At 72.2% G+C, this 22,121-nt stretch carries 16 protein-coding genes, 1 tRNA gene and 1 pseudogene; 3 read left to right on the forward strand and 15 right to left on the reverse strand.

All coding sequences use genetic code 11. The features are described from left to right. Positions 1-132: 132 nt before the first annotated feature. From ACIQU3_RS30515 to ACIQU3_RS30525, 3 genes and pseudogenes are all read right to left on the reverse strand, one after another. Entirely contained in the window at positions 133-1,932 is a 1,800-nt protein-coding gene (locus ACIQU3_RS30515) for a DEAD/DEAH box helicase (RefSeq protein ID WP_403727013.1), read from the reverse strand. A 137-nt stretch (positions 1,933-2,069) separates the two neighbouring features. After that, positions 2,070-2,336 (reverse strand): annotated as a pseudogene (locus ACIQU3_RS30520) (type II toxin-antitoxin system death-on-curing family toxin); the annotation flags it as partial. Positions 2,337-2,428: 92 nt separating this feature from the next. Further along, on the reverse strand, positions 2,429-4,249 hold the full coding sequence (locus ACIQU3_RS30525; protein ID WP_403928768.1) for an MFS transporter: 1,821 nt from the start codon (positions 4,247-4,249) through the stop codon (positions 2,429-2,431). Positions 4,250-4,575: 326 nt separating this feature from the next. On the opposite strand from ACIQU3_RS30525, the gene ACIQU3_RS30530 reads away from it, so the two are divergent. Further along, positions 4,576-4,647, forward strand: a tRNA-Cys gene (locus tag ACIQU3_RS30530). A gap of 87 nt (positions 4,648-4,734) precedes the next feature. Here the strand turns inward: ACIQU3_RS30530 and ACIQU3_RS30535 are convergent. Then, entirely contained in the window at positions 4,735-5,223 is a 489-nt protein-coding gene (locus tag ACIQU3_RS30535; RefSeq protein WP_403727018.1) for a DUF6083 domain-containing protein, read from the reverse strand. A gap of 161 nt (positions 5,224-5,384) precedes the next feature. Here ACIQU3_RS30535 and ACIQU3_RS30540 point away from each other — a divergent pair, with 161 nt between their 5' ends. Continuing rightward, the gene (locus ACIQU3_RS30540; RefSeq protein ID WP_403928771.1) at positions 5,385-6,677 is read left to right on the forward strand and encodes a hypothetical protein; all 1,293 of its coding nucleotides are present in this window, start codon (positions 5,385-5,387) and stop codon (positions 6,675-6,677) included. A gap of 37 nt (positions 6,678-6,714) precedes the next feature. Here the strand turns inward: ACIQU3_RS30540 and ACIQU3_RS30545 are convergent, their stop codons facing one another. The 10 genes from ACIQU3_RS30545 to ACIQU3_RS30590 form a co-directional block, all read right to left on the reverse strand. After that, a complete protein-coding gene (locus tag ACIQU3_RS30545; protein ID WP_403727024.1) occupies positions 6,715-7,881 on the reverse strand; it encodes an SUKH-4 family immunity protein in 1,167 nt (388 codons plus the stop codon). Positions 7,882-8,279: 398 nt separating this feature from the next. Next, on the reverse strand, positions 8,280-10,598 hold the full coding sequence (locus tag ACIQU3_RS30550; protein WP_403727026.1) for a xanthine dehydrogenase family protein molybdopterin-binding subunit: 2,319 nt from the start codon (positions 10,596-10,598) through the stop codon (positions 8,280-8,282). Beyond that, complete coding sequence (locus tag ACIQU3_RS30555; RefSeq protein ID WP_403727028.1) at positions 10,595-12,901, reverse strand: 2Fe-2S iron-sulfur cluster-binding protein; 2,307 nt, start codon at positions 12,899-12,901, stop codon at positions 10,595-10,597. The genes ACIQU3_RS30550 and ACIQU3_RS30555 overlap by 4 nt, the downstream gene beginning before the upstream one ends. After that, positions 12,898-13,791 carry an FAD binding domain-containing protein gene (locus ACIQU3_RS30560; protein WP_403727030.1) on the reverse strand — a complete coding sequence of 298 codons (894 nt, stop codon included), beginning with the start codon at positions 13,789-13,791 and terminating at the stop codon, positions 12,898-12,900. The genes ACIQU3_RS30555 and ACIQU3_RS30560 overlap by 4 nt, the downstream gene beginning before the upstream one ends. A 259-nt stretch (positions 13,792-14,050) precedes the next feature. Further along, positions 14,051-15,673, reverse strand: a complete 1,623-nt coding sequence (locus ACIQU3_RS30565; RefSeq protein ID WP_403727033.1) for a beta-N-acetylhexosaminidase — start codon at positions 15,671-15,673, stop codon at positions 14,051-14,053. 1 nt (position 15,674) lies between these two features. Beyond that, positions 15,675-16,520 (reverse strand): carbohydrate ABC transporter permease, encoded by an 846-nt coding sequence (locus ACIQU3_RS30570; RefSeq protein WP_403727035.1) that lies wholly within the window; start codon positions 16,518-16,520, stop codon positions 15,675-15,677. Beyond that, the gene (locus ACIQU3_RS30575; RefSeq protein ID WP_403727220.1) at positions 16,517-17,464 is read right to left on the reverse strand and encodes a carbohydrate ABC transporter permease; all 948 of its coding nucleotides are present in this window, start codon (positions 17,462-17,464) and stop codon (positions 16,517-16,519) included. Before ACIQU3_RS30575 ends, ACIQU3_RS30570 begins: the two co-directional genes overlap by 4 nt. Before the next feature lie 56 nt (positions 17,465-17,520). Next, positions 17,521-18,819 (reverse strand): extracellular solute-binding protein, encoded by a 1,299-nt coding sequence (locus ACIQU3_RS30580; protein ID WP_403928774.1) that lies wholly within the window; start codon positions 18,817-18,819, stop codon positions 17,521-17,523. A 210-nt stretch (positions 18,820-19,029) separates the two neighbouring features. After that, on the reverse strand, positions 19,030-19,305 hold the full coding sequence (locus ACIQU3_RS30585; protein WP_362038518.1) for a DUF3039 domain-containing protein: 276 nt from the start codon (positions 19,303-19,305) through the stop codon (positions 19,030-19,032). A gap of 29 nt (positions 19,306-19,334) precedes the next feature. Next, positions 19,335-19,907 (reverse strand): YqgE/AlgH family protein, encoded by a 573-nt coding sequence (locus ACIQU3_RS30590; protein ID WP_403727043.1) that lies wholly within the window; start codon positions 19,905-19,907, stop codon positions 19,335-19,337. Positions 19,908-20,159: 252 nt separating this feature from the next. Here ACIQU3_RS30590 and murA point away from each other — a divergent pair, with 252 nt between their 5' ends. Further along, positions 20,160-21,500 (forward strand): UDP-N-acetylglucosamine 1-carboxyvinyltransferase, encoded by a 1,341-nt coding sequence (gene murA, locus ACIQU3_RS30595; protein ID WP_234845601.1) that lies wholly within the window; start codon positions 20,160-20,162, stop codon positions 21,498-21,500. Positions 21,501-21,783: 283 nt separating this feature from the next. Here murA and ACIQU3_RS30600 read toward each other — a convergent pair whose 3' ends face one another. After that, entirely contained in the window at positions 21,784-22,065 is a 282-nt protein-coding gene (locus tag ACIQU3_RS30600; RefSeq protein WP_003990598.1) for an HU family DNA-binding protein, read from the reverse strand. Positions 22,066-22,121: the final 56 nt, after the last annotated feature.

Below are 22,121 nucleotides of genomic sequence, written 5' to 3' on the forward strand. Positions count from 1 at the left end.
GGTCAGGGCGTACTGCTGGACTTTGCGGCGGTATGCGCACCCGGGCAGAGGAACGCGGGGCTGTGCCGGTGTACGCCTTCCGCCGGGGGCGCGACCGGCCGCACACCACCACGCGGGCACCGCACGACGGCCTCACTTCATCCGCGTGGCCCACTCCTGGACCTTGGTGATCCGCTGCCGCAGCTGCCCGGCCGTCGCCTCGGCCGCCGGAGGCCCCCCGCACACGCGGCGCAGCTCCGTGTGGATGACCCCGTGCGGCTTGCCGCTCTGGTGGACGTACGCGCCGACCATGGTGTTGAGCTGCCGCCGCAGCTCCATCATCTCCTTGTGGGAGACCACGGGCCGCCGTTCGGCAGGCACCTCCAGCAGGTCGGCCTCCGCGTCCGGCTTCCTGCGGCTGTGCGAGATCTGCTTGGCCTGCCGCTTCTGCAACAGCAGCTGCACCTGGTCGGGCTCCAACAGCCCGGGGATGCCGAGGTAGTCCTGCTCCTCCTCGGAACCGGGATGGGCCTGCATGCCGAACTCGGCGCCGTTGTACATGACCCGGTCGAAGACCGCGTCGGACTCCAGCGCCTCGAAGGGCAGCATGTCCTGCTCGCCGGTGTCCTCGTCCTGCTCCCGGTTCGCCTCGTCCATCTCCTTCTCGGACTCGGCGTACGGGTCCTCCTCGCCCTCCTTCTTGGGCTTGTCGAGGACGTGGTCGCGCTCGCGCTCCATCTCGTTGGCGAAGCCCAGCAGGTCGGGCACGGTCGGCAGGAACACGGACGCGGTCTCGCCGCGCCGCCGGGACCGCACGAAACGCCCGACGGCCTGCGCGAAGAACAGGGGCGTCGAGATGGTGGTGGCGTACACCCCCACGGCCAGCCGGGGTACGTCGACGCCCTCGGACACCATCCGCACGGCGACCATCCACCGGTCGTTGTTGCCGCTGAACTCGTCGATCCGCTCGGAGGCCCCGGAGTCGTCCGACAGCACGAGGGTGGCCTTGCTGCCGGTGATGTCCCGGATGAGCTTGGCGTAGGCACGCGCCGAGTCCTGGTCGGAGGCGATGACGAGGGCACCCGCGTCCGGGATGGCCTTCCGTACTTCCGTCAGGCGCTGGTCGGCGGCACGCAGCACCGACGGCATCCACTCACCGCGCGGATCCAGCGCGGTCCGCCAGGCCTGGCTGATGGCGTCCTTGGTCATGGGCTCGCCGAGCCGGGCGGCGATCTCGTCACCGGCCTTGGTGCGCCAGCGCATGTTGCCGCTGTAGGAGAGGAAGATGACCGGTCGGACGACGTTGTCGGCGAGGGCGTTGCCGTAGCCGTAGGTGTAGTCGGCCGCCGACCGCCGGATCCCGTCGTTGCCCTCCTCGTACGTCACGAAGGGGATGGGGTTGGTGTCGGACCGGAAGGGCGTACCGGTCAGCGCGAGCCGCCGGGTGGCCGGCTCGAAGGCCTCCAGGCAGGCCTCGCCCCAGGACTTGCTGTCACCTGCGTGGTGGATCTCGTCGAGGATGACGAGCGTCTTGCGCTGCTCGACCCGGTTGCGGTGCAGCATGGGCCGCACGCCGACACCGGCGTACGTCACGGCGACACCGTGGTACTCCCGGCCGAGCGGCCCGGCGCTGTACTCCGGGTCGAGCTTGATCCCTATGCGGGCCGCGGCCTCCGCCCACTGCTTCTTCAGGTGCTCGGTTGGGGCCACCACGGTCACCTGCTGGACGACGTGGTGGTGCAGCAGCCAGGAGGCGAGCGTCAGCGCGAAGGTCGTCTTGCCGGCGCCGGGGGTGGCGACCGCGAGGAAGTCCCGCGGCTGCTCCTGGATGTACTTGTCCATCGCTCCCTGCTGCCAGGCACGCAGCTTGCTGGCGGTACCCCAGGGGGCACGGCCGGGGAACGCCGGGGACAGGTGGTGCGAGGCAGAGCTGGTGCCGGCGGTGGTAGTCACGGTCTCCGTTGGGGGTCGGGCGGCTCGTTCGAGGGAGCCTGACGGCTCGGCTACGTATGACAACCGGGCCACCCTACCGGCGCCCCGGGCCCGTCAACGCGCGGACCGGGCCGGGGCAGCCGGGGGTGGGACCGACGTCACAGCTCCCTCAGCCGCCCCGCGATCCTGCCGACGTCCCCCTCCACCCCGGACACCACGTCGACGACCAGCGTGTACGCCACGTCCTGGTCCACCCCGGCCAGGTCGACGCCGTTGAGGGCGAGGAAGGTGGCCGCGGCCAGCCAGGCGGTGCGCTTGTTGCCGTCGGCCTGGGGGTGGTTGGCGGCGACGGCATGGAGAAGGGCGCCGGCCTGCTCGTACAGGTCGTCGTAGGCGACCGTCCCGAACATCCGGGCACGGGGGCGGCTGGGGGGCCGAGGCTATGACCGGGCGAGGACGGCAGGCGACCGTCTTACGGCCGTCGCTCCCGCAGACGGGGACGGCGGGCGGGACCAGTTCAGGTCCGTCGCTCCCGCAGGCGCGTCGACACCCAGGCCCCGGCCAGTGCCACCGCCGCCATCGGGAGGAACACCGCGGTGAAGGCGGCCGGGTGGGAACCGGAGGCGTGGGCGGAGGCCGTATGGGCCACCGTGCCGCCGCCCAGCGCTGCGAAGGCGGCGCCCCCGGCGGACAGGAGGACGACGTTGGAGAGGCCGTCGGAGATCTGGAGAGCGGCGGAGTTGGTGCCGGCCTCCTCGGGGGCGGACAGCTTGAGCAGCAGCACGCTCGTGGAGGAGATCACGAGGCCCATCCCGAAGCAGCCGAAGGCCCAGGCGACGGCGACGGTCCACACGGGCACGGAGTCGACGAGCACGCTCGGCGCCGTGGCGATGGCCGCGGCGACCAGGAGCATGCCGACGGTCGTCAACCGCTCCCGGTACGGTTCGAGCCGCGGCCGCGACTGGACCCAGGAGCCCAGCGCCCACGTCCCACCACCCGCGGCGAGCGAGAACCCGGCCAGGGTCGGACCGAGCCCGCGCTGGGTGACCAGCATCAGCGGCACGAAGGACTCGGCGGCGATGAACGACCCGGCGGCGACGCCGCGCAACAGCACGACGGACGGCAGCCCGCGAGCGGCCCGGTAGGTGCCGCGCGGCAGCAGCCCGAGCACGGCGGGCACGAGCAGGGCCACGCCGAGCGCACCCGGCAGGAGCGCAAGGGGGCGCAAGTCCTGCGCTGCGTACTGGAGGAGACCGGCGCCGAGGGAGATGGCCAGGGCGAGCCGGATACGCCGACGGTCGAAGGAGCCGGGCGGGGCGGACCGGTCGCTCGACTTCGCCGGGCCCGGCGGGGCAGGCCGGTCGGTCACCCCCGCCGGGCCCCGCCTCGCAGACCGGTCGGTCACCCCCGCAAGGTCCCGCCTCGCAGACCGGTCGGTCACCCCCGCCGGGCCCCGCCTCGCAGACCGGTCGGTCACCCCCGCAAGGTCCCGCCTCGCAGACCGGTCGGTCACCCCCGCAAGGTCCCGCCTCGCAGACCGGTCGGTCACCCGCGCCGGGCCCGGTGTCGCAGGCCGGTCGGTTGTCCGTACCGGGTCCGGTGGGGCAGGCCGGTCGGCGAGGGCTGTCCGTTCCGCGGGGACGGGCAGGTCGGGGCTCGGCACCGCGCCGGCATCGGCAGCGGTGTGCACAGCCGGACCGGACGCCCGCCGCCGTATCTGCGGCAGCGCGAGCGCGAGCGGGAAGACGACGAGCACGGGTATCCCCACGAACACCCACCGCCACCCCAACCGCTCGGTCACCGTGCCGGCGGCGAGCGGGCCGACGATCGACGGAAGCACCCAGCTCGCGGCGAACGCGGCCATGATGGCGGGCCGCAACCGCTCCGGATAGGCCCGCCCGACGACGACGTACAGCGCGACGATCACCAGCCCACCGCCGAACCCCTGCACGGCCCGGCCCAGGATGAACACCCACATCGTCCCGGCGGTGCCGGACAGCAGCAGCCCCGCCCCGAAGGAGGCGATGCCCGTCGTCAACGACCCGAGGGGGCCGTGCCGGTCCGACCACTGCCCGGCGAGCACCATTCCGAACAGGCTCGTCGTGAAGTACCCGGAGAACGCGAACGCGTACAGCGAGACCCCGTCCAGCTCCCGGGCCGCGACAGGCATCGCCGTCCCCACGGCGGTCGCCTCGAAGGCGATGAGCAGCACGACGGAGACGATCCCGACGCTCAACGCCCGGTAACCCGGCCCCAGCACACCCTCGTCCCTCTCGGCGAGGGCGGGCGGGACGGCAGCACCCACGACATCGACGTCACGCGGCTTGGAGTCAGGCATGCCCGCCAGCGTAAGGTCCACGCGACCCCTTGACCCCTGTCGCGAGACGGTCCCGGCCTGAGACCTTGGTCGTACGCCCTCCCCTTCACCCACCGCCTTTCATGAACGGCGTATGGCAGTCGCGTTGCACCCCACCGGATGCCCTTGAGCCGCCCTTCGAGGGGCCCGTACGGTCACTGCATCGAGTTCGACGCGAAGTCCGAACAAGGCCGTGTGCTCGAGTGGTTCAGGGGCTCGCCTGCGCTGTATCCATCAGCGAGCTCCGCTCGCAGGGAGTTGCGCGGGTTCGAATCCCCTCACGGCAGTAAGCAGTCGAACTCGGTCACGGCCGTGTGCCCGAGTGGTTCAGGGGCTCGCCTGCAAAGCGAGTTACGCGGGTTCGAATCCCGCCACGGCTTCAACTTGTCCGACCAGGTCAAACACATGGGTGGCACCCCTCCAGGGTGCCACCCGTTCTGGTACCCCGAGGGAGTGGGTGCGCGGGGTCAGCCGGTGTCGGGGAGGGCGGTCCGGTCGGTGTCACCGTCGGCATGTCGACGGGCCCTGCGCGTGTTCTTCTCGCGGACGGCGTCCAGCCATCGCCAGAGGCCCGCCTCCTCCGGGCTCAGACCGGGGCAGGCGATCCGGTGCGCGACGCGGCACACCGCGCCGGGTTCGGGCTCGTCCTCGCGACTGTTCCACGCCGTGCCGTTGGAGTCCACGTACCAGCGGTGCCAGACCGGCACCATGTGCGCGGGGGCCTCCATGCCCGGTTCGAGAAGGACATGGGCGCCGTAGTAGGTGACGTGCCGTTCGCTCACCAGGCCGCAGTCGGGGCACTCGGGCGGAGCGGGTGGCTCCGGGCCGGTGGCGCCTTCCAGTGCTGCCTGGGCGCGGTCCGTCTTCTCCCAGGGGCGTGGCGCGTCCGGTGGGCGTTGTCGGTGTCCGTCGGGGTCGGGTAACGGGATGATGCTCGATTCGGTTGTGTCCCCCATGGTCCGAGCATGTGCGAGGACCCGGCCGCGGGGAAGGGCGCGTTCAGGGCGCGGCGGGGCAATACGGCCGAAGTCGCAGGCTCTTGCGGTCTTTGTGAGGTTTCTCGGGCCACCCACGGGACATCCCGCACAACCCCGCGTGCCCCTCAGGTGTCCAGGACATGACCGGTAGCCGATGCTCCGGTCCGTCCACCCCCTGTTTCGACGAGGAGAACCCCGTGCACCTCCGCCCCTCGGCAGCCGGTCTGGCCGCCGTCGTGCTCGCCGTCGCCGGTCCCGCTGTCGCCGCGCCGCCGGCGCACGCCGAGGAGGGCGCGCCCGAGTTGGTCGTGTCGGCCCTGCCGTCCGCGGCCCCCAAGCCGGGCGATGTGTACGACAGGACCGTCACCCTGACCAACCAGGGCACGGCAGCCGTCGACGGGGTCACCTTCCGGGTGCGTCTGACCCGCGGGCTGGACTTCCCCGAGCAGGTGAAGGGCTGCACCTACTCGACCGTCAAGGACCAGGTCCGGCAGGCGGTCTGTGAACTCGACAAGGTCATCGAGCCCGGCGGTTCCGTGACCACGTCCGTCCGGTTCAAGGCCCTGGACAACGCCTTGATGGAGGCCGTCGAGTACGGCACCGGCGCGACCGGTGACGCCCCGGGCGAGGGGTTCGACGACAGCTACCGGCGGCTCACCCTGACCGCGGACAGCACCGCCGATCTCGTCGCCGTCGGCGAGGAGATGGAGGCGCTGGCCGGCGGGGAGCAGTCGGTCACGGCGACCCTGCGCAACGACGGTCCGGGCTGGGTGCAGAACCAGGAGAGCGACGACCTCCCCGGCCTGCTGGTGCAGATCCCGCCGGGCACCACCGCCGTCGAGGTGCCGAAGGACTGCGCGCCGTTCGGGATCGACGGGCCGAGTGGACCGCAGGGGACCCCGGGCAAGCCCAAGTACGTCTGCTGGCCGCAGAACGGGACGATCGACGCCGGTCAGTCCCTGGCGTACACCTTCATGCTGAAGATCGAGAAGTCCGTGCAGGACACCGAGGGCGAGATCAAGGCGTCGTCCGTCTACGGCATCGCCCCCGCCTACGACACGAACCGCGCCAACAACACCGCTGTCATCGGCATCGACGTACCGAGCGACTACGAGCCCGGGCCGAGCCCCTCGGGCGGTGCGGACGGCGGCTCCGGCAACGGAGGGAGCGGCAACGACCCAGAGGGCCAGGCCGCCGGCGGCACGGGCGCCACTGCCTCTCCGTCCGCCTCGGCGGGCACCACGACCGGCGGCTCCACCGGTACCACCACGGGCGCGACGACCGGCAGCACCACCGGGGGCAGCCTCGCCACGACCGGCTCCGACGGCACCCCGCTCCTCGCCGGTGCCGCTGCCGCCGCCGCGGTGATCGGCGGCGGTCTGGTCCTCGCCGTACGTCGCCGGAGCGCCGCCAGGTCCACCGGATCTGCCTGATACGCCTGATACGCCGGGTCCGAATGACGGCAGTCCGTCAGAGCACTCCGCCGGCCTCGTCCTGGAAGGCGTCCGTCCAGTAGTGACGCGCCGTTCTGTCCGGGGTGACGCCGGTGGGGTCCACCGTCGAGAGGACCTGCAGCATCGTCATGGCCAGCTGGTCGTAGGTGTCGGTGGTCAGCTCGTGGGACGATCCGGCGTCTATCGCGCGCTCGCGGTGCAGGAGCCACAAGGTGAAGGCGAGGGTCGACACGTCCGTGTTGAGCGGGTGCAGGGTCCCCTCGGGTTCGCTCCAGTTGAGGACCGCGCCCGTCGCGCCGTCGACGACCAGGCTGTTGCCCTCGACGAGGAGGCCGAGGCGGATCAGGCGCTGGGCCCCGGCCGGGAGTTGCGCCGGGGCGTCGATGTCGGCGCAGTACTCGGCGAGCGTCGCCAGGGGGACGTCGGTGTCCAGGGAGAAGACGTGGGCGTCCTCCGGCAGTCCCACCTCGCGCAGGAAGCGGCGGGTCGGTTCGTGCGTGAGGGTCGCGGGGAAGTCGACGTCCTCGAAGCGCGCCACCTTGCCGGGGCCGAACTCCTGGTCCAGGAGGCGGTGCGGGAGGTCCAGGGCGAGGCCGGACGCGCCACCGCGGCCCGCCACCAGGGACAGCGGGCGGATCAGTGCCGCCATCTTCCAGAACGGGGCCGGTTCACCGTCCGTGCCGTCGCGGAACACCGCCAGCAGGTGCTGGGACGCCTCCGCCACCGCCTTGGGGCCGTAGCGGCCCGCGTAGGAGGCGAACTGGCCGCGCAGACCTGCCAGTTCATCTGTGGCCTCGGCGAAGCGGACCAGCGTCCGCAGCGAGGGGGCCAGGGGGCGGCGGTCCATCAGGCCCGGACGGTCGTGCAGGACGTACGCCGTCGAGATCTCGCCCGTCGCGCCGTCCAGCAGGACCGACTCCGTCTCCAGGCCGCCCGGGCCCAGCAGGCCGCCTATCACCAACTGCTCGCGCAGCTCGGCCGGGAGGCGGTCGTCCGGGTCGCCGGTCGAGTCGGCGACCGTGCGCAGGCCCTCGCGGCTCAGCTCGGCGAAGCTCAGCACACCGCTGTCACCGGGCAGTCCGGGGCCGGTCAGCCAGTGCCGCGTGGACGCGTGCGTGACCCACGGGTCCAGGTCGGACTCGGTCAGGGTGATCACCGCGCAACCGGCGTCGGTCGTACTCATGGACTCCCCCGCATGTGCTCGCTCACCGTCCCCGGCGGGGCACGGCGGAATCGCCCGGCCCAGCCCGGCAGCCGTTCCCCACTGCCCAGAACAGTACGCCCCACCACTGACAACGCCCCGGACCAGCGATGCGCGCCCGGCGACGCGGCGCGCTCACCTCGGAAGACGCTCGGAGCACCCTCTCGCGTTCCCTCTTCGCGCACTCAACTCCCGTTTTCAACCAACGGGCTTGGGACGCCGCGCCCCGGGCCTCAAGAAGAGCGCCAGGCAACAGGCCTCGACATCAGGCGTCCAGACGTCGGCGTCAGACCTGAGGCCTCAGGCGTCAGGCGTCAGGCGTCAGACCACAGGCCTCAGGCGTCAGACCTCAGGCGTCAGGCGCAAGAAGCGAGTCCAGCTCAGCCCCGTTCCGTGACCACCGCCGCCTGAGGGCGGATCGGGAGGCGGTTCACGGGGCGGCCCGTCGCGGCGCGGACGGCGGACGCGATGGCCGCCGGGGACGTCACCACCGGCACCGCGCTGACCGCCTTGGCCCCGAAGGGTGCGACCACGTCCCGTTCCTCGACCAGCCGGACGATGCGGATGTCGGGGGCGTCGAGCGCGGTCGGCAGGGCGTAACCGGTCAGGTCGGGGTGGCGGATCAGGCCGCGCGGCGTGCGGAGGTTCTCGGTGAGCGCGATACCGACGCCCTGGGTCACCCCGGCCTCGATCCGGGCGTTGAGCTGGGCCGGGTTCAGCACGCGGCCCACGTCCTGCGCGACGGCCAGTTCCACGACCCGTACGGATCCGATCTCGATGTCGACGTCCACCACCGCGCGGATCGCGCAGAAGGCCATGCCCACGAAGGCGTCGCCCTGGCCGTTCGCGTCCAGCGGCTCGGTCGGGTGCGGGCGGCACTGCGCGGTGGCCCACAGCTCCTTGCCGTCCAGTGCCTCGGTGACGGTCGTGGAGAGGACCCCGTCGTACGACGTGATCTTGCCGTCGGTGATCTGGAGCAGCTCCGTCGACATGCCGAACTTGTGCGCGAGCGGCTGCAGGAGCTGCGTGCGGACCATCTTCGCCGCGCGCTCCACCGCCCCGCCCGAGACCCAGGTGTGGCGGCCGCGGCAGCCCGCGCCCGCCGGGGGCTGGTCGGTGTCGACCGGCGCCACGTGGACCTCGTCGATGCCGAGGGTCTCCTGGACGATCTGCCGGGCCAGTGTCGTGAAGCCCTGGCCGGTCTCGACGGCCGCGCACAGGACCGTCGCGACCCCGTCGTGGACCTTCACGGTCGCCGTGGAGACCTCGTCCGCGCCCTCCGCGCCGAGCATGTGCACCATGCCCACGCCGTAGCCCACGCCCCGGCGCACCGCGCCCGGCTCCCCCGCCCCCTCGGGTCCGCCGGGCAGCAGCCACTCGTCCTCGGGCGTGTCCTTGGGCAGTGGCGGCAGCTCGAAGTCCCGTACGGCCTGGAGCAGTTCGGCGACCGGGGCCGGGCAGGTCACGGTCTGGCCGGTGGGCAGCACGTCGCCGGTCGCCAGGGCGTTGCGCAGCCGCACCTCCGCCGGGTCGATGCCGAGCTTCCGGGCGATCTTGTCCATCTGCGCCTCGTAGGCGGCGCAGACCTGCATGGCGCCTTCGCCGCGTACGTGACCGGACGGTGGGTTGTTGGTGCGTACGGCCCAGCCCTCGATGAAGGCGTTGGGGACGACGTACGGGCCGCAGGCGAACGCGACGGCGGCGGCCAGGGCCTCGGAGGAGGTGTCGGCGTAGGCGCCCGCGTCGAGCAGGATCTGCGCCTCGACCTTGACGAGTCTGCCCTCGGCGTCGGCGTGGTGGCGGTAGCGCAGCAGGGTGGGGTGCCGGTGGACGTGGCCGAGGAACGACTCCTCGCGCGTGGCGGTGAGCTTCACCGGGGAGCCGGTGCGCAGCGCGAGCAGGCCGAGGGGGAGCTGGATGCCCTGGTCCTCACGGTCGGCGGTGGCGCCGGGTACGCCGGTGACGACGATCTTGACGCGCTCGGGCTCCAGGGCGAAGGCGGCTGCGGCGGCGTCGCGGTCGGCGTGCGGGTCGGTGGAGGCGAGGTACAGCTCCACCCCACCGTCCGGGCGCGGTACGGCCAGACCCGCCTCGGCGCCGATGGGCGCGGGGTCCTGGCGGCCGATGCGGTACAGGCCCTCGACGACGATCTCGCCGGCCGCCTCCGGGTCGCCGTGGCTCAGCGGGATGTGCCGGATCAGGTTGCCGTCGGGGTGCAGCGGCTCGGCCTCGAAGGCCTGTTCCGGGTCGGTCACCGGGTCGAGCACCTCGTACTCGACGATGACGGCGGCCGCCGCCATGCGCGCGGTGTCGGGGTGGTCGGCGGCGACGGCCGCGATGGGCTCGCCGTGGTGGCGCACGACGTCGGAGGCGAAGACGGGTCGGTCGGCCGTGCCGCGGCCGTGCAACGTGACGCCGGGGACGTCCTCGTGGGTGACGACGGCGCGGACGCCGGGCATCTCGCGCGCGTGGGTGGTGTCGACGGACAGGATGCGCGCGTGCGGGTGCGGTGAGCGCAGCACGGCGGCCCACAGCAATCCCTCGGCCCACAGGTCGGCCGCGTACGGGAAGGTGCCCTCCGTCTTGGCGGGGGCGTCGGCGGGCGGGAGCGAGGCGCCGATGCCGTGCGGGAGGGGTTCCGGGACGGGGGCGGCCTCCGCGGCCTGCGCGGCCTGTGCGGTGGCTGCTTCGTTACTCACGCGGGGCCTCCGTCCTGGCCGTAGGGCTGGTCATGCGCTTCAGGAGAGTGCGGCCCGGGGGTGTGCGGTTCCGGGGGCGCCCCGAAGGCCGACGGGTTCACGCCACCGGCGCCCGGGCCCGCCTGGTGCGGGATGCGGGCCTCGTCGGTGTCGCCGTCACCGGGCGCCGAGTGGGTCTCGCGTTCGGCGACGACTTCCTTGACGGCGTCCACCACGCCCCGGTAGCCCGAGCAGCGGCACAGGTTGCCGCACAACGCCTGCCGGGTCTCCAGCTCGGTGGGCGCCGGGTTGCCCTCCAGCAGGTCGTGCACGGTCATCGCCATGCCGGGGACGCAGAAGCCGCACTGCACGGCGCCGCAGCGGGCGAGCGCCCGCTGCACGTCCGACGGCTGCCCGTCCTCGGCCAGGCCCTCGACGGTCCGGACCTCGCTGCCGGCCGCGGTGACGGCCGGGACCAGGCAGGACGCCACGAGCCGTCCGTCGACCTGGACGTTGCACGCGCCGCACTCGCCCTGTGAGCAGCCGTCCTTGGCTCCCGCGAGTCCGAGCCGCTCACGCAGCACGTACAGCAGGGACTCGCCGATCCACGCCTCGGTGACGGGGCGGTCGGTGCCGTTGACGCGCAGGACGTAGGAGGCGAGGGGGTGTTCCTCCTGAGGGGCCGCGGGGGGTACGTCGTGGGGGGCGGCCGCGGACGGGGTGGCCGGGTGCTGGTCCGGGGCCGGGTCGTCGGCCGGGGTCTCGCCGTCGACGGTCTCCGGGCGGGCGCCGGTGTCGGTGTCCGCGAGATCCGGGCGGGGCCCGGCAGCGGGCTCGGAGGGGCTGTCGGCGGCCTCTGGGGCCCCCGAAGTGTCCTCGGTCGACTCGGAGGGTGTACCGGCCTCACCGAGGCCGGGAGCGGCCTGTGAGGCGTCCTGGGTGTCCGGCGCCGGCGCGGTGGATTCCGGGTGCGTCTCGGGCACGGGCCGCCCGGGGAACCCGTCAGGAGCCTCGCCGTACGGCTGCCCGGGCGCGTGGCCGGCGGCGCCGGGCCCCTCGTGCCCGTGCTCGGCGAAGTCCGGGTGCCCTGGCCCGTGCTCGGCGAAGTCCGGGCGCTCGGGGCCGTGCTCGGCGAAACCTGACGGCTCGGCTCCGTGCTCGGCGAAGTCGGACGGCTCGGTCCCGTAGTCGGCGTAACGGGACCGGTCTGCGGCGTGACCGGCCGTCCCGGGCTCCCCCGGCGCGTACGCGGTGGCCTCCGCCGGATGCGGCGCGTGGCCGTCGCCCGGCGTCTGCGGCCCGTGGCCGGCGTTCCCGAGGGACTCCGGCCCGTGGCCGAACTCCCCGGGCCGGTGCGCGTGACCGTGACCGGTGTCCTCCTGGGCGCCCGGCGCGTGGACGTCCTGCGCGTGGTGCCCGGGCCCGGCCTCCGGGCCCGCCTCCTGCGGCAGTGGTCCGGCGGTCTGCTGCTCCGGGGCGTATCCGGAGTCCGGGGCGTACCCACTGGCGGGGGCGGTGTCGCCCTGGTCGTCCCCCTGCTCGTGAGGGAAGCCCGGTCGGGCCTCCTCCTGCCCCTCCGTGTTCTGCGGGTCCTGCGGGTCCTGCCCCCACGGCCGCCCCGCGGCCTGCGTCGCCCAGGGGGCGGGCGCGCCACCGGGCAGTGTGGCCGGTGGGGTGCCGCCCCACTGCTCGACCAGAGAGGACGTGGTGAATTCGCCCGACTCGTCCGGAAGGTCGCCCCCGGCGACGGGAATCGACCACTGCCCGGTCACGTCATGGCCGGGCGCCGCCTCGCCCGCCGCCGCGGTCTCCTCGAAGTTCCACTGACCGGTCATCCCGGGTTCGTACGTGAACCGGTCGCCCCCGCCGGGCTGCCGCGCGCTCGCGTCGGACCCGTAGGGGATCCCGGAGTCGTACGGCGCCTCGGAGCCGGGGTAGGGCTGCTCGGGCACGTCGTGGCCCTGCTGGTGGGCGCCGTGCCCGGGACCGTGCTGCCGGTGCGCGCCGTGCTCGTGACCGTGCTGCCGGTGTGCGGCGTTCGGGTCGTGCCACTGCGCCCCGTCGGCCGGCGCGCCGGGCACCGGCCAGGCGCCCGTGGCCGCGGGGTCGGTTCCGGCCGTCGTCGCGGGGCCGACCGTTATCTGCGGCGGCACGTAGCCGTGGCCGGGCGCGGCGAGGGGGCTGTCGGCGGCCAGCAGGGCGTCGACGCCCCCCTCGGGCAGTTCGACGAAGGCGGTGGCGCCGTCGTCGTACTCGCCCTGGGGCAGCGGATCCCAGCGGCTCCCGCCCCGGGGCGTGCCCTCTCCGTGCTGGTCGTCGGTCACGACAGCGCCCTCCCCAGTGCTCGTCGGGCCAGCGCGGCGACGGTGCGCCGCAGGTGCAGTACGGCGGGCGGCAGCTGCGGGACCGAGCCGTCCTCGGCCGGCGCCGCGTCGGGGATGCAGGCCGCGGCGACGTACTCCCCGAAGGCGTTCAGCGCCTCCGGGACGAGGGCGCGGTTGTTGTCCCAGTCGATGAGGCCGGCGACCCACTGCTCCGCCTCCAGGGGCCGCAGCGGCATCGGCGCGATGGCGCCCACCGCGCAGCGCACGCCGCGGCGGGCGGGGTCCAGGACCAGGGCCACGGACGCCACCGCGCGCCCCGGGCCGGTCCGGCCGGTCGCCTTCAGGAACACCTGCGGGGCGTGCAGCAGCGGCACGCGCACGAAGCCGATGAGTTCACCGGCGCGCAGCATGTCCATTCCGGCGAGCAGGTGCGAAACCGGGATCTCCCGGCGGGCTCCGGCCGGCCCCGCGACGATCAGGGTCGCCTCCAGGGCGGCCAGCACCGGCAGTGCGTCGCCGGTGGGGGCGGCCGAGGCGATGTTGCCGCCCAGGGTGCCCGCGTTGCGGATGTGCGGCGGGCCCGCCGCGCGCGCCGCGGCGGCGAGCGCCGGGATGAGGGCCGCGAAGTCGGGGCGGCCCATGCGCGCGTGCGTGAGGCCCGCGCCGAGCAGCGCGTGGCCGTCCAGGTACTGCCAGCCGCGGATCTCGCTGATCCGGCCGAGTCCCACCAGTGCGGCGGGCCTGAGCTGCCCGGAGTTGACGGCGGCCATCAGGTCGGTTCCGCCCGCGACGGGTACGGCGGCGGGCACGGCGGTGAGCGCCGCGACGGCCTCGTCCAGCGTCGTGGGCAGCGTGACGGCCTGCGCCGCCTGCGGTGCGTGCGTGGTCAAACCGGCTGCCCCTTCCCGCTGCCCCACCTGGTCCCACCTGTGCTGCCGTACGGTACGTGCTGACAGGGCGGACGTGGCAACTCTGGCACATCTTGGCGAGAGCCGAAGACACGGGTCCGGTAGGAGGCATTCGCCCACCTCACCGGCGAGATGGTCCGTTTTCGCACAGGTTCGATAGTGCATGTCGATTGGCACTTTCGGTGACCCTTGTGCGCTTTTTCCGTGGCTTGTTCGAGCTGTTCGGTCGCGTCCGGTCCGGCTACCTGCCGGGCGGCGGGCCGTCGCTCGGGCGGCCGGGCACCCCGGGGCGCCGTTGCCAGGGCAGCGGGCCGGTGGGCGGCCGGTAGGCGACGCCCAGGGCGTCGAGGCGCCGGTAGTGCGCGGCCATACGGCGCTGGAAACCGGCGAAGTCCCGTTCCGCCGGAGCCGGCAGGGCGCTCCAGGCGACCTCGGCGAAGGCCGCGAGGCGGGGGAAGGCCTGGTAGTCCACGCGCGCCTGGTCCTCCATCACCTCGGTCCACAGGTTGGCCTGTGTGCCCAGCACGTGGCGGGCCTCCCCGGGCGTCAACTCCTGGGGAACGGGTTCAAACCGGAAGACGTCCTCCAGGGTGCGCACCCACCCGATCGGTACCGGCTCCTCGGGGCCGGGGTCCTGACGGTGGTCCAGGTACACGTGCTGCTCGGGGCACATGACGACGTCGTGTCCGGCCCGGGCGGCGGCGATGCCTCCGGCGTAGCCCCGCCAGGACGACACGGCCGCGCCCTTCGCCAGGCCGCCCTCCAGGATCTCGTCCCAGCCGATCAGCCGCCGCCCGCGCGCGGCGAGCCAGGTGTCGAAGTGCCCCACGAACCAGGACTGGAGCTCGTCCTCGTCGGCGAGCCCGAGTTCCCTGATGCGCGCCTGGGCCGTCTCCGACCGCCGCCACTGTTCCTTGGGGCATTCGTCGCCGCCGATGTGCACGAACTCCGAGGGGAACAGCCGGAGCACTTCCTCGAAGACGCCTTCGTAGAAGCGCAGGGTGTTGTCGGTGGGGGCGAGTACGTTCGGGTTGATTCCCCAGGTGTCCCAGACGGAGAGGGATGTGGTGTCGATGACGTCGGTGTTGCCGAGTTCCGGGTACGCGGCGATGGCGGCCTGTGAGTGGCCCGGTACGTCGATTTCGGGGACGACGGTGATATGCCGGTCGGCCGCGTAGGCGACGATCTCCCGGATGTCGTCCTGGGTGTAGTGGCCGCCGTGCGGCTTGTCCTCCCACAAGGGCGAGGCCCGGTGGCCGGTTTTCGTGCGGTCCCGCCAGGAGCCGATCCCGGTCAGCCGCGGATACCGCTCGATCTCGATGCGCCAGCCCTGATCGTCCGTCAGATGGAAGTGGAAGACGTTGAGTTTGTGCGCCGCCATCAGATCCAGGTAGCGCAGCACGCCTTCCTTGGGCATGAAGTGCCGCGCGACGTCGAGCATCAGGCCGCGCCAGCGGAATCGGGGGGCGTCCTCGATCGTGCCGTGGGGCACGGTCCAGACGCGCTCGCGATCGAGCGGGGCCCTGCGGTACGCGTCGGGGCCGAGGAGCTGACGCAGGGTCTGGGCACCCCAGAAGACGCCGGCCGCGTCGCCGCCCTCGACGAGGACGCCGGAGCCGTCGCTGACGAGGCGGTACTCCTCGGGCCCGAGGCCGGGACCGAGTCGCAGACCGATGCCGCCCTCGGCGTCGTCGGGCTCCCGGCCCTCGCGCAGCGGCAGGCCGGTGGCCTGCCGGAGGGCGGCGCCCAGCCAGCGGGCGACGCCTTCCGTCGCGGTGTCGGCGCAGAGCCGGGAGCGGCGCGTCAGCCGTACCTCGCCGGAGCCGGCGGTTGCGTTGCGGGGCGCCGGGATCAGTTCGGTCACGTCAGTCCTTAACCGCTCCGCCCAGTCCGGAGACCAGGCGCCGCTGTACGAGTACGAAGAAGACCAGGACCGGGATCGTCATGACCGTGGAGGCGGCCATGACTCCGCCCCAGTCGGGGTCGTCGGGCTTGTAGAAGACGAGCAGGGCCATCGGCAGCGTCGACTGCGAGGTGTCGCTGATGATGAACGACTTGGCGAACAGGAAGTCGTTCCAGGCGGAGATGAACGAAAACACGCTGGTGGCCACGAGACCCGGCAGGACGAGCGGGAAAAGGATCTGCCAGAGGAATCGCCCCCGGCTCGCCCCGTCGATGTACGCGGCCTCCTCCAGCGCCTCCGGAACGGCTTTCACGAACCCCCGCAGCATCCAGATCGCGAAGGGCAGCGAGAAGGCGATGTGGGGCAGGATCAGCGAGCTCAGTGTGTTCAGCTGACCGGCGTCCCGCATGAGGAAGAACAGGGGGATCGTGAGGGCTTCCACGGGCACCGTCTGGGCGATCAGAAACATGATCAGAAGGCTGGTGCGAAGGCGGAAGCGGAATCGTGCGACGGCGGTCGCGGCGAGAAACGCGATCAGCCCGGAGACGATCACGACACAGCCCGCCACGACGAGGCTGTTGAGGAAGTAGCGGCCGAATTCCTGCTGCCCGAAGACGCGCCGGAAGGAATCCAGGGAGGGCGCGAGCGTCCAGGGCCTGGCTTCGCTCGACTCGATCTCCCCGGCCGGTTTGAAGGCGCTGAGCACCATCCAGTACAGGGGGAAGGCGACGACAACCGCGATCAGCAGGGCGAAGGCCTCGGCGGCCAGGCGACTCGGGCGGCGCACACGGGGGCGCAGCGGATTCACAGTTCCTCCCCCTGCCGGCGCAGCAGCCGCAGGTACACCAGCGTGACGGCGAGCAGGATCAGCAGCATCACGATCCCGATGGCCGAGCCCAGGCCGTACTGCGAGGACGCGAAGGCCTGCTGGTAGGCGTAGACGTTCAGGACCAGGTTCTGGCCGGCGATGCCGCCGCCGTTCGTCATGACGTAGATCTGGGTGAAGACCTTGAAGTCCCAGATGACCGACTGGATGGTGACGACGACCAGGATCGGCCGGAGCATCGGGGCGAGTACGGAGCGCCAGACGCGCCACTGCGAGGCGCCGTCGAGGGCGGCGGCCTCCAGGACCTCGCCGGGTACGGCGCGGATCCCCGCGTACACGGTCACCATCACGAACGGGAAGGAGCACCACACCACTTCGAGCAGCACCAGGAAGAACGCGCTGAGCCGGCCGTAGGTCCACGAGTGGTCGCCGAGGCCCAGCATCCGGTTGACCGGGCCGAAGTCCGGGTCGAAGAGGAACAGCCACACCGTGGAGCCGGTCACGGCCGGGGTCGCCCACGCGCCCAGGGCGGCCAGCATCAGCGCGAGCCGCGGCACGGCCCGGACGCGTGTGAGGAGCACGGCCAGCGCGCAGCCCACGGCGAGCGTGGAGACGACACAGGCCGCCGCGAACAGCACGGTGGCGAGCAGCACCTGCCAGAACCGCGGGTCCCCGAACAGTTCGCCGTAGTTCCCGAATCCCTGGAAGGTGGCCGGCTCGCCTCCGCTGACCTGTGCCTGGGTGTACTCGAAGAAGGAGATCAGCCCGAGCTGGTAGATCGGGTAGACGAGCAGCGCCCCGAGGACGAGGAGCGCGGGCGCGAGATACAGCCAGGGGGTCCAGCCGCCCCTGCCGCGTGCGGCTGACCGCGGGGTGTGTCCGCCCCGGGTTTCAGCGGTCCTGCTCGGGGACCGGGGGGCGCTCACGCTCGCCGGGGCGGCCGCCGCGGGGGTTTTCACGGCACCGCGGCCGTTCACCGGGCTCACCCCGCGGAGCCGAACGCGGAGTTCATCTTCTTGGCGGCGTCCTCGGAGGCCTGGGTGACGTCCTTCTTGCCGCTGATGACCTCCTGGAACATCGTCGGCAGGACGAGGGAGGAGTCGATCTGCGCCCAGGCGGGCGACGCGGGGACGAACTCGGTGCCGGCGGACAGGGTCCGCACGAACGGCTTCACGAACGGCTCCCGCCGCGCGGCCTGCTGCCGGACGTCCGTGAAGGTCGGCAGGAAGCCCATCGCGTCGAAGAGTTCGCTCTGCGTCTTCTTGGAGGCGAGCCGCTCCATCAGCGAGACGGCGAGCGTGCGGTGGGACGTGCTCTTCAGGACACCGATGTTGTTGCCGCCCGCGAAGGCCGGGGCGATCGAGCCGGCCTTCACCCCCGGCAGCGGGACGACGGCGTACTTGCCCTTGACCTTCCCGGCCTCGACGGCGGTGTGGCTGAAGTCGCCGCCGATGGCCATGCCGGCCTTCCCCGCGGCGAACGCGGACACCGTGTCGTTGCCGCCCATGCCCGCGCACTTGGCGGCGGGGCAGTTGTCGTCGCCGAAGAGGGACGTGTACGCCTTGATGCCCTTGCGGGCCTGCGGGCTGTCGATGCCGGACGCGTAGGAACCGCCCTTGCCGCTCGCGAGCGCGCCGCCATTGGCCCACACGAACGGCATCGCGCCGTAGGTATAGGCACCGCCGACCACCAGCCCGTACAGCTCGGGCCGGGCGGCGCGGATCGCGCGGGCGGTGGCGGCGAGTTCGTCCATCGTCCGCGGGACGGACAGGCCGAGCTCCTCGAACACGTCCGTGCGGTAGTAGAGGGCGCGGACGCCCACGTAGAACGGGGCGCCGTAGAGCCTGCCGTCCACCGTCACGGACTGTTTCGCCGTCGGGTCGGTGTCCTTCGCCTCGCTCCAGTCGCCGAACTCCTGCGTGACGTCGAGGAGTCCGCCGTCCTTCACGTAGCCGGCCGTGTCGGTGTTGCCGTACTCCATCACATCGGGCGCGGAAGCCGGGTCGTTGAAGGCGGCTTTGACGCGCTGGGCGCGGGTGTCGACGGGGATGTACTCGACGTCGACCTCGGTGCCCCGGTGCGTCTTCTCGAAGTCGGCGACCACACGGTCGACGACCTTCTCCTTGGGGGCGTTGCCGACCTCCCGGAAGAGCCACACGCGCAGCGTGCCGGTCTTCTCGTCCTCGTCGGAGGAGGAGTTCGAGGAGGTCTGGGGCGCGCAGGCGGTGGCGAGCAGGGCGGCGAGCGCGGCGAGCCCGGCGGTACGGACGGACAACTTCATGGAGTGCTCCTCCGAAGGAGTGTTGCAACATGCGCAATGACAGTTTCGCTGTGCACAACACATCGGAGGCTAGGGACTGCATGAACATGCCCACAAGAGGTCTCAACCACTCTGTGACCGGGGGACGCACCCTGCGCAACGCCCGGACACACAAAAGCCCCCAGGGCGCGCAAAACGCACCCTGGGGGCCTCACGCCCCGCGGGCAGGACCTACTGGTCGCCCTTGCCCTCGTCCCCGGAACTCATGGACTCGTAGATCTCCTTGCACATGGGACACACGGGGTACTTCTTCGGGTCGCGGCCCGGTACCCAGACCTTGCCGCACAGCGCCACGACGGGAGTGCCGTCGAGGGCGCTCGCCATGATCTTGTCCTTCTGGACGTAATGGGCGAAGCGCTCGTGGTCACCGTCACCGCGGGAGGTCTGCGGCGTCGGCTCGACGAGGGTCCCCGTACCAGTCCCGCGCTCGGGCTCGAGAGTGCTCATACGGCCAAGGGTACTGAAGCTCACACGCATCAGTTGAGCGAAGGGTCGTCCGGGTACGTCGCCACCATCGCCAGCTCGTTGCGCTGACGGCGCAGCACCTCGCGCCAGAGCCGCTCGGGAGACGGGCACGAGACGTCACCGGGCTCCGACTCGACCACGTACCACGCGCCGTCCACCAGCTCGTCCTCCAGCTGGCCCGGGCCCCAGCCGGCGTACCCGGCGAAGATGCGCAGGGAGCCGAGGGCGGAGGCCAGCAGCTCGGGCGGGGCCTCCAGATCGACCAGACCGATCGCACCGTGCACCCGGCGCCAGCCCAGCGGGGCCGCCTCCCCGGCCGCGCCACCGGGGACGACGGCGACACCGAGGGCCGAGTCCAGTGACACCGGGCCGCCCTGGAACACCACACCGGGCTCACCGGCGAGGTCCCCCCAGCCCTCCAGGATGTCGCCCACGCCCACCGGGGTGGGGCGGTTGAGGACGACGCCGAGCGAGCCCTCCTCGTCGTGGTCGAGGAGCAGCACCACCGCGCGGTCGAAGTTCGGGTCCGCCAGGGCGGGGGTGGCCACGAGCAACCGCCCTGTGAGCGAGGACACCTCGGTCATGGCAGACATGATCCCGCATTCTCCCCGCGCGTGGGGAGGCAATGCGGCACGGAGAGGGAACGCAGCTCAGGGCGCAGTGAAGCGCCCCGCGCGCACGAAACCGGCCGTGACCCCATGTGTCCGGTACGGAACGGTTCGTGTTGTGACAGAGCTGGGACGTGGCTGGGTCCGACTCAGGCATACAGAAGGGGGGTGGAGGGCGATTACCCTTTCCCTCCTGGCCCCTGCCCGACTCCATGGAACGCGAGATTCATGACCGTCAACGACGATGTCCTGCTTGTCCACGGCGGAACCCCGCTGGAGGGCGAGATCCGTGTCCGCGGTGCGAAGAACCTCGTACCGAAGGCCATGGTCGCAGCGCTGCTGGGCAGCGCTCCGAGCCGGCTGCGCAATGTTCCGGACATCCGCGACGTCCGAGTCGTGCGGGGTCTGCTGCAGTTGCACGGCGTGACGGTCCGTCCGGGTGACGAGCCCGGCGAACTGGTGATGGACCCGACGCGCGTGGAGAGCGCGAACGTCGCTGACATCGATGCCCACGCCGGTTCCAGCCGTATCCCGATCCTGTTCTGCGGACCGCTGCTGCACCGCCTCGGCCACGCGTTCATCCCCGGCCTCGGCGGCTGCGACATCGGCGGCCGGCCCATCGACTTCCACTTCGAGGTGCTGCGGCAGTTCGGCGCGAAGATCGAGAAGCGGGCGGACGGCCAGTACCTGGAGGCGCCCCGGCGGCTGCGCGGTACGAAGATAGCGCTGCCGTACCCGTCCGTCGGCGCGACCGAGCAGGTGCTGCTGACGGCCGTCCTCGCCGAGGGCGTCACGGAGCTGTCCAACGCGGCCGTCGAACCGGAGATCGAGGACCTCATCTGCGTGCTGCAGAAGATGGGCGCGATCATCGCGATGGACACCGACCGGACGATCCGCATCACCGGTGTGGACCAGCTCGGCGGCTACAACCACCGCGCCCTCCCGGACCGCCTGGAGGCCGCGTCCTGGGCGTCTGCGGCGCTGGCGACCGAGGGCAACATCTACGTCCGCGGCGCCCAGCAGCGCTCGATGATGACGTTCCTGAACACCTACCGGAAGGTGGGCGGGGCGTTCGAGATCGACGACGAGGGCATCCGCTTCTGGCACCCCGGCGGCCAGCTGAAGTCCATCGCGCTGGAGACGGACGTCCACCCCGGCTTCCAGACCGACTGGCAGCAGCCGCTGGTGGTGGCGCTCACGCAGGCCACGGGCCTGTCCATCATTCACGAGACGGTCTACGAGTCCCGGCTCGGCTTCACGTCCGCGCTGAACCAGATGGGCGCGCACATCCAGCTCTACCGCGAGTGCCTGGGCGGCTCGAACTGCCGCTTCGGCCAGCGCAACTTCCTCCACTCGGCCGTCGTCTCGGGCCCGACCAAGCTGCAGGGTGCGGACCTGGTCATCCCCGACCTCCGCGGCGGCTTCTCGTACCTGATCGCGGCCCTGGCGGCCCAGGGCACGTCCCGCGTCCACGGCATCGGCCTGATCAACCGCGGCTACGAGAACTTCATGGAGAAGCTGGTGGAGCTGGGCGCGAAGGTCGAACTGCCCGGCAAGGCGCTCGGCTGATCCCGCCTCCGCGACCACGCCCGTCCGGCTGGGGGTCCGGGGGTCATCCCCCGGGCGAGCACAGCATGGAGAAGCTGGTGGAGCTGGGCGCGAAGGTCGAACTGCCCGGCAAGGCGCTCGGGTAGCCGGGCAGCGCAGACGCCGAGGGGCGGCCACCTGGAATCAGGTGGCCGCCCCTCGGCATGTGGTGCGACTGTGCGTGGCGCGCCCGAAGGGGCGCGGGGAACTGCGCGGCCGGCCACTGGCGGGCCCGCAGTCGCCCACGGCGCACGCAACGGGCCGCTTACTTACCCTTGGCCGCTTCCTTGAGCTTCGAGCCCGCGGAGACCTTCACGCTGTAGCCGGCGGGGATCTGGATGGGCTCGCCGGTCTGCGGGTTGCGGGCGGTGCGAGCGGCACGGTGGGTGCGCTCGAAGGTCAGGAAGCCGGGGATGGTGACCTTCTCGTCGCCCTTGGAGACGATGTCGCCGACGACGTCGGCGAACGCGGCCAGCACGGCGTCGGCGTCCTTGCGGGTCACCTCGGCGCGGTCGGCCAGCGCGGCCACCAGCTCACTGCGGTTCATGTTGTTACTCCCGTGTTCATCTTGCCGTTGAGGCGTCAGATCGAAGCCGATGCTGC

It is taken from the genome of Streptomyces sp. NPDC101110 (assembly GCF_044759525.1).
Taxonomy (GTDB): domain Bacteria; phylum Actinomycetota; class Actinomycetes; order Streptomycetales; family Streptomycetaceae; genus Streptomyces.

What these genes read in the sequence shown, in the direction of transcription:
- ACIQU3_RS30525 (WP_403928768.1), bottom strand. Translation starts at nt 4,249, where the DNA reads ATGCCTGACTCCAAGCCGCGTGACGTCGATGTCGTGGGTGCTGCCGTC.
- ACIQU3_RS30535 (WP_403727018.1), bottom strand. Translation starts at nt 5,223, where the DNA reads ATGGGGGACACAACCGAATCGAGCATCATCCCGTTACCCGACCCCGAC.
- ACIQU3_RS30540 (WP_403928771.1), top strand. Translation starts at nt 5,385, where the DNA reads ATGACCGGTAGCCGATGCTCCGGTCCGTCCACCCCCTGTTTCGACGAG.
- ACIQU3_RS30545 (WP_403727024.1), bottom strand. Translation starts at nt 7,881, where the DNA reads ATGAGTACGACCGACGCCGGTTGCGCGGTGATCACCCTGACCGAGTCC.
- ACIQU3_RS30580 (WP_403928774.1), bottom strand. Translation starts at nt 18,819, where the DNA reads ATGAAGTTGTCCGTCCGTACCGCCGGGCTCGCCGCGCTCGCCGCCCTG.
- ACIQU3_RS30585 (WP_362038518.1), bottom strand. Translation starts at nt 19,305, where the DNA reads ATGAGCACTCTCGAGCCCGAGCGCGGGACTGGTACGGGGACCCTCGTC.
- ACIQU3_RS30590 (WP_403727043.1), bottom strand. Translation starts at nt 19,907, where the DNA reads ATGACCGAGGTGTCCTCGCTCACAGGGCGGTTGCTCGTGGCCACCCCC.
- murA (WP_234845601.1), top strand. Translation starts at nt 20,160, where the DNA reads ATGACCGTCAACGACGATGTCCTGCTTGTCCACGGCGGAACCCCGCTG.
- ACIQU3_RS30600 (WP_003990598.1), bottom strand. Translation starts at nt 22,065, where the DNA reads ATGAACCGCAGTGAGCTGGTGGCCGCGCTGGCCGACCGCGCCGAGGTG.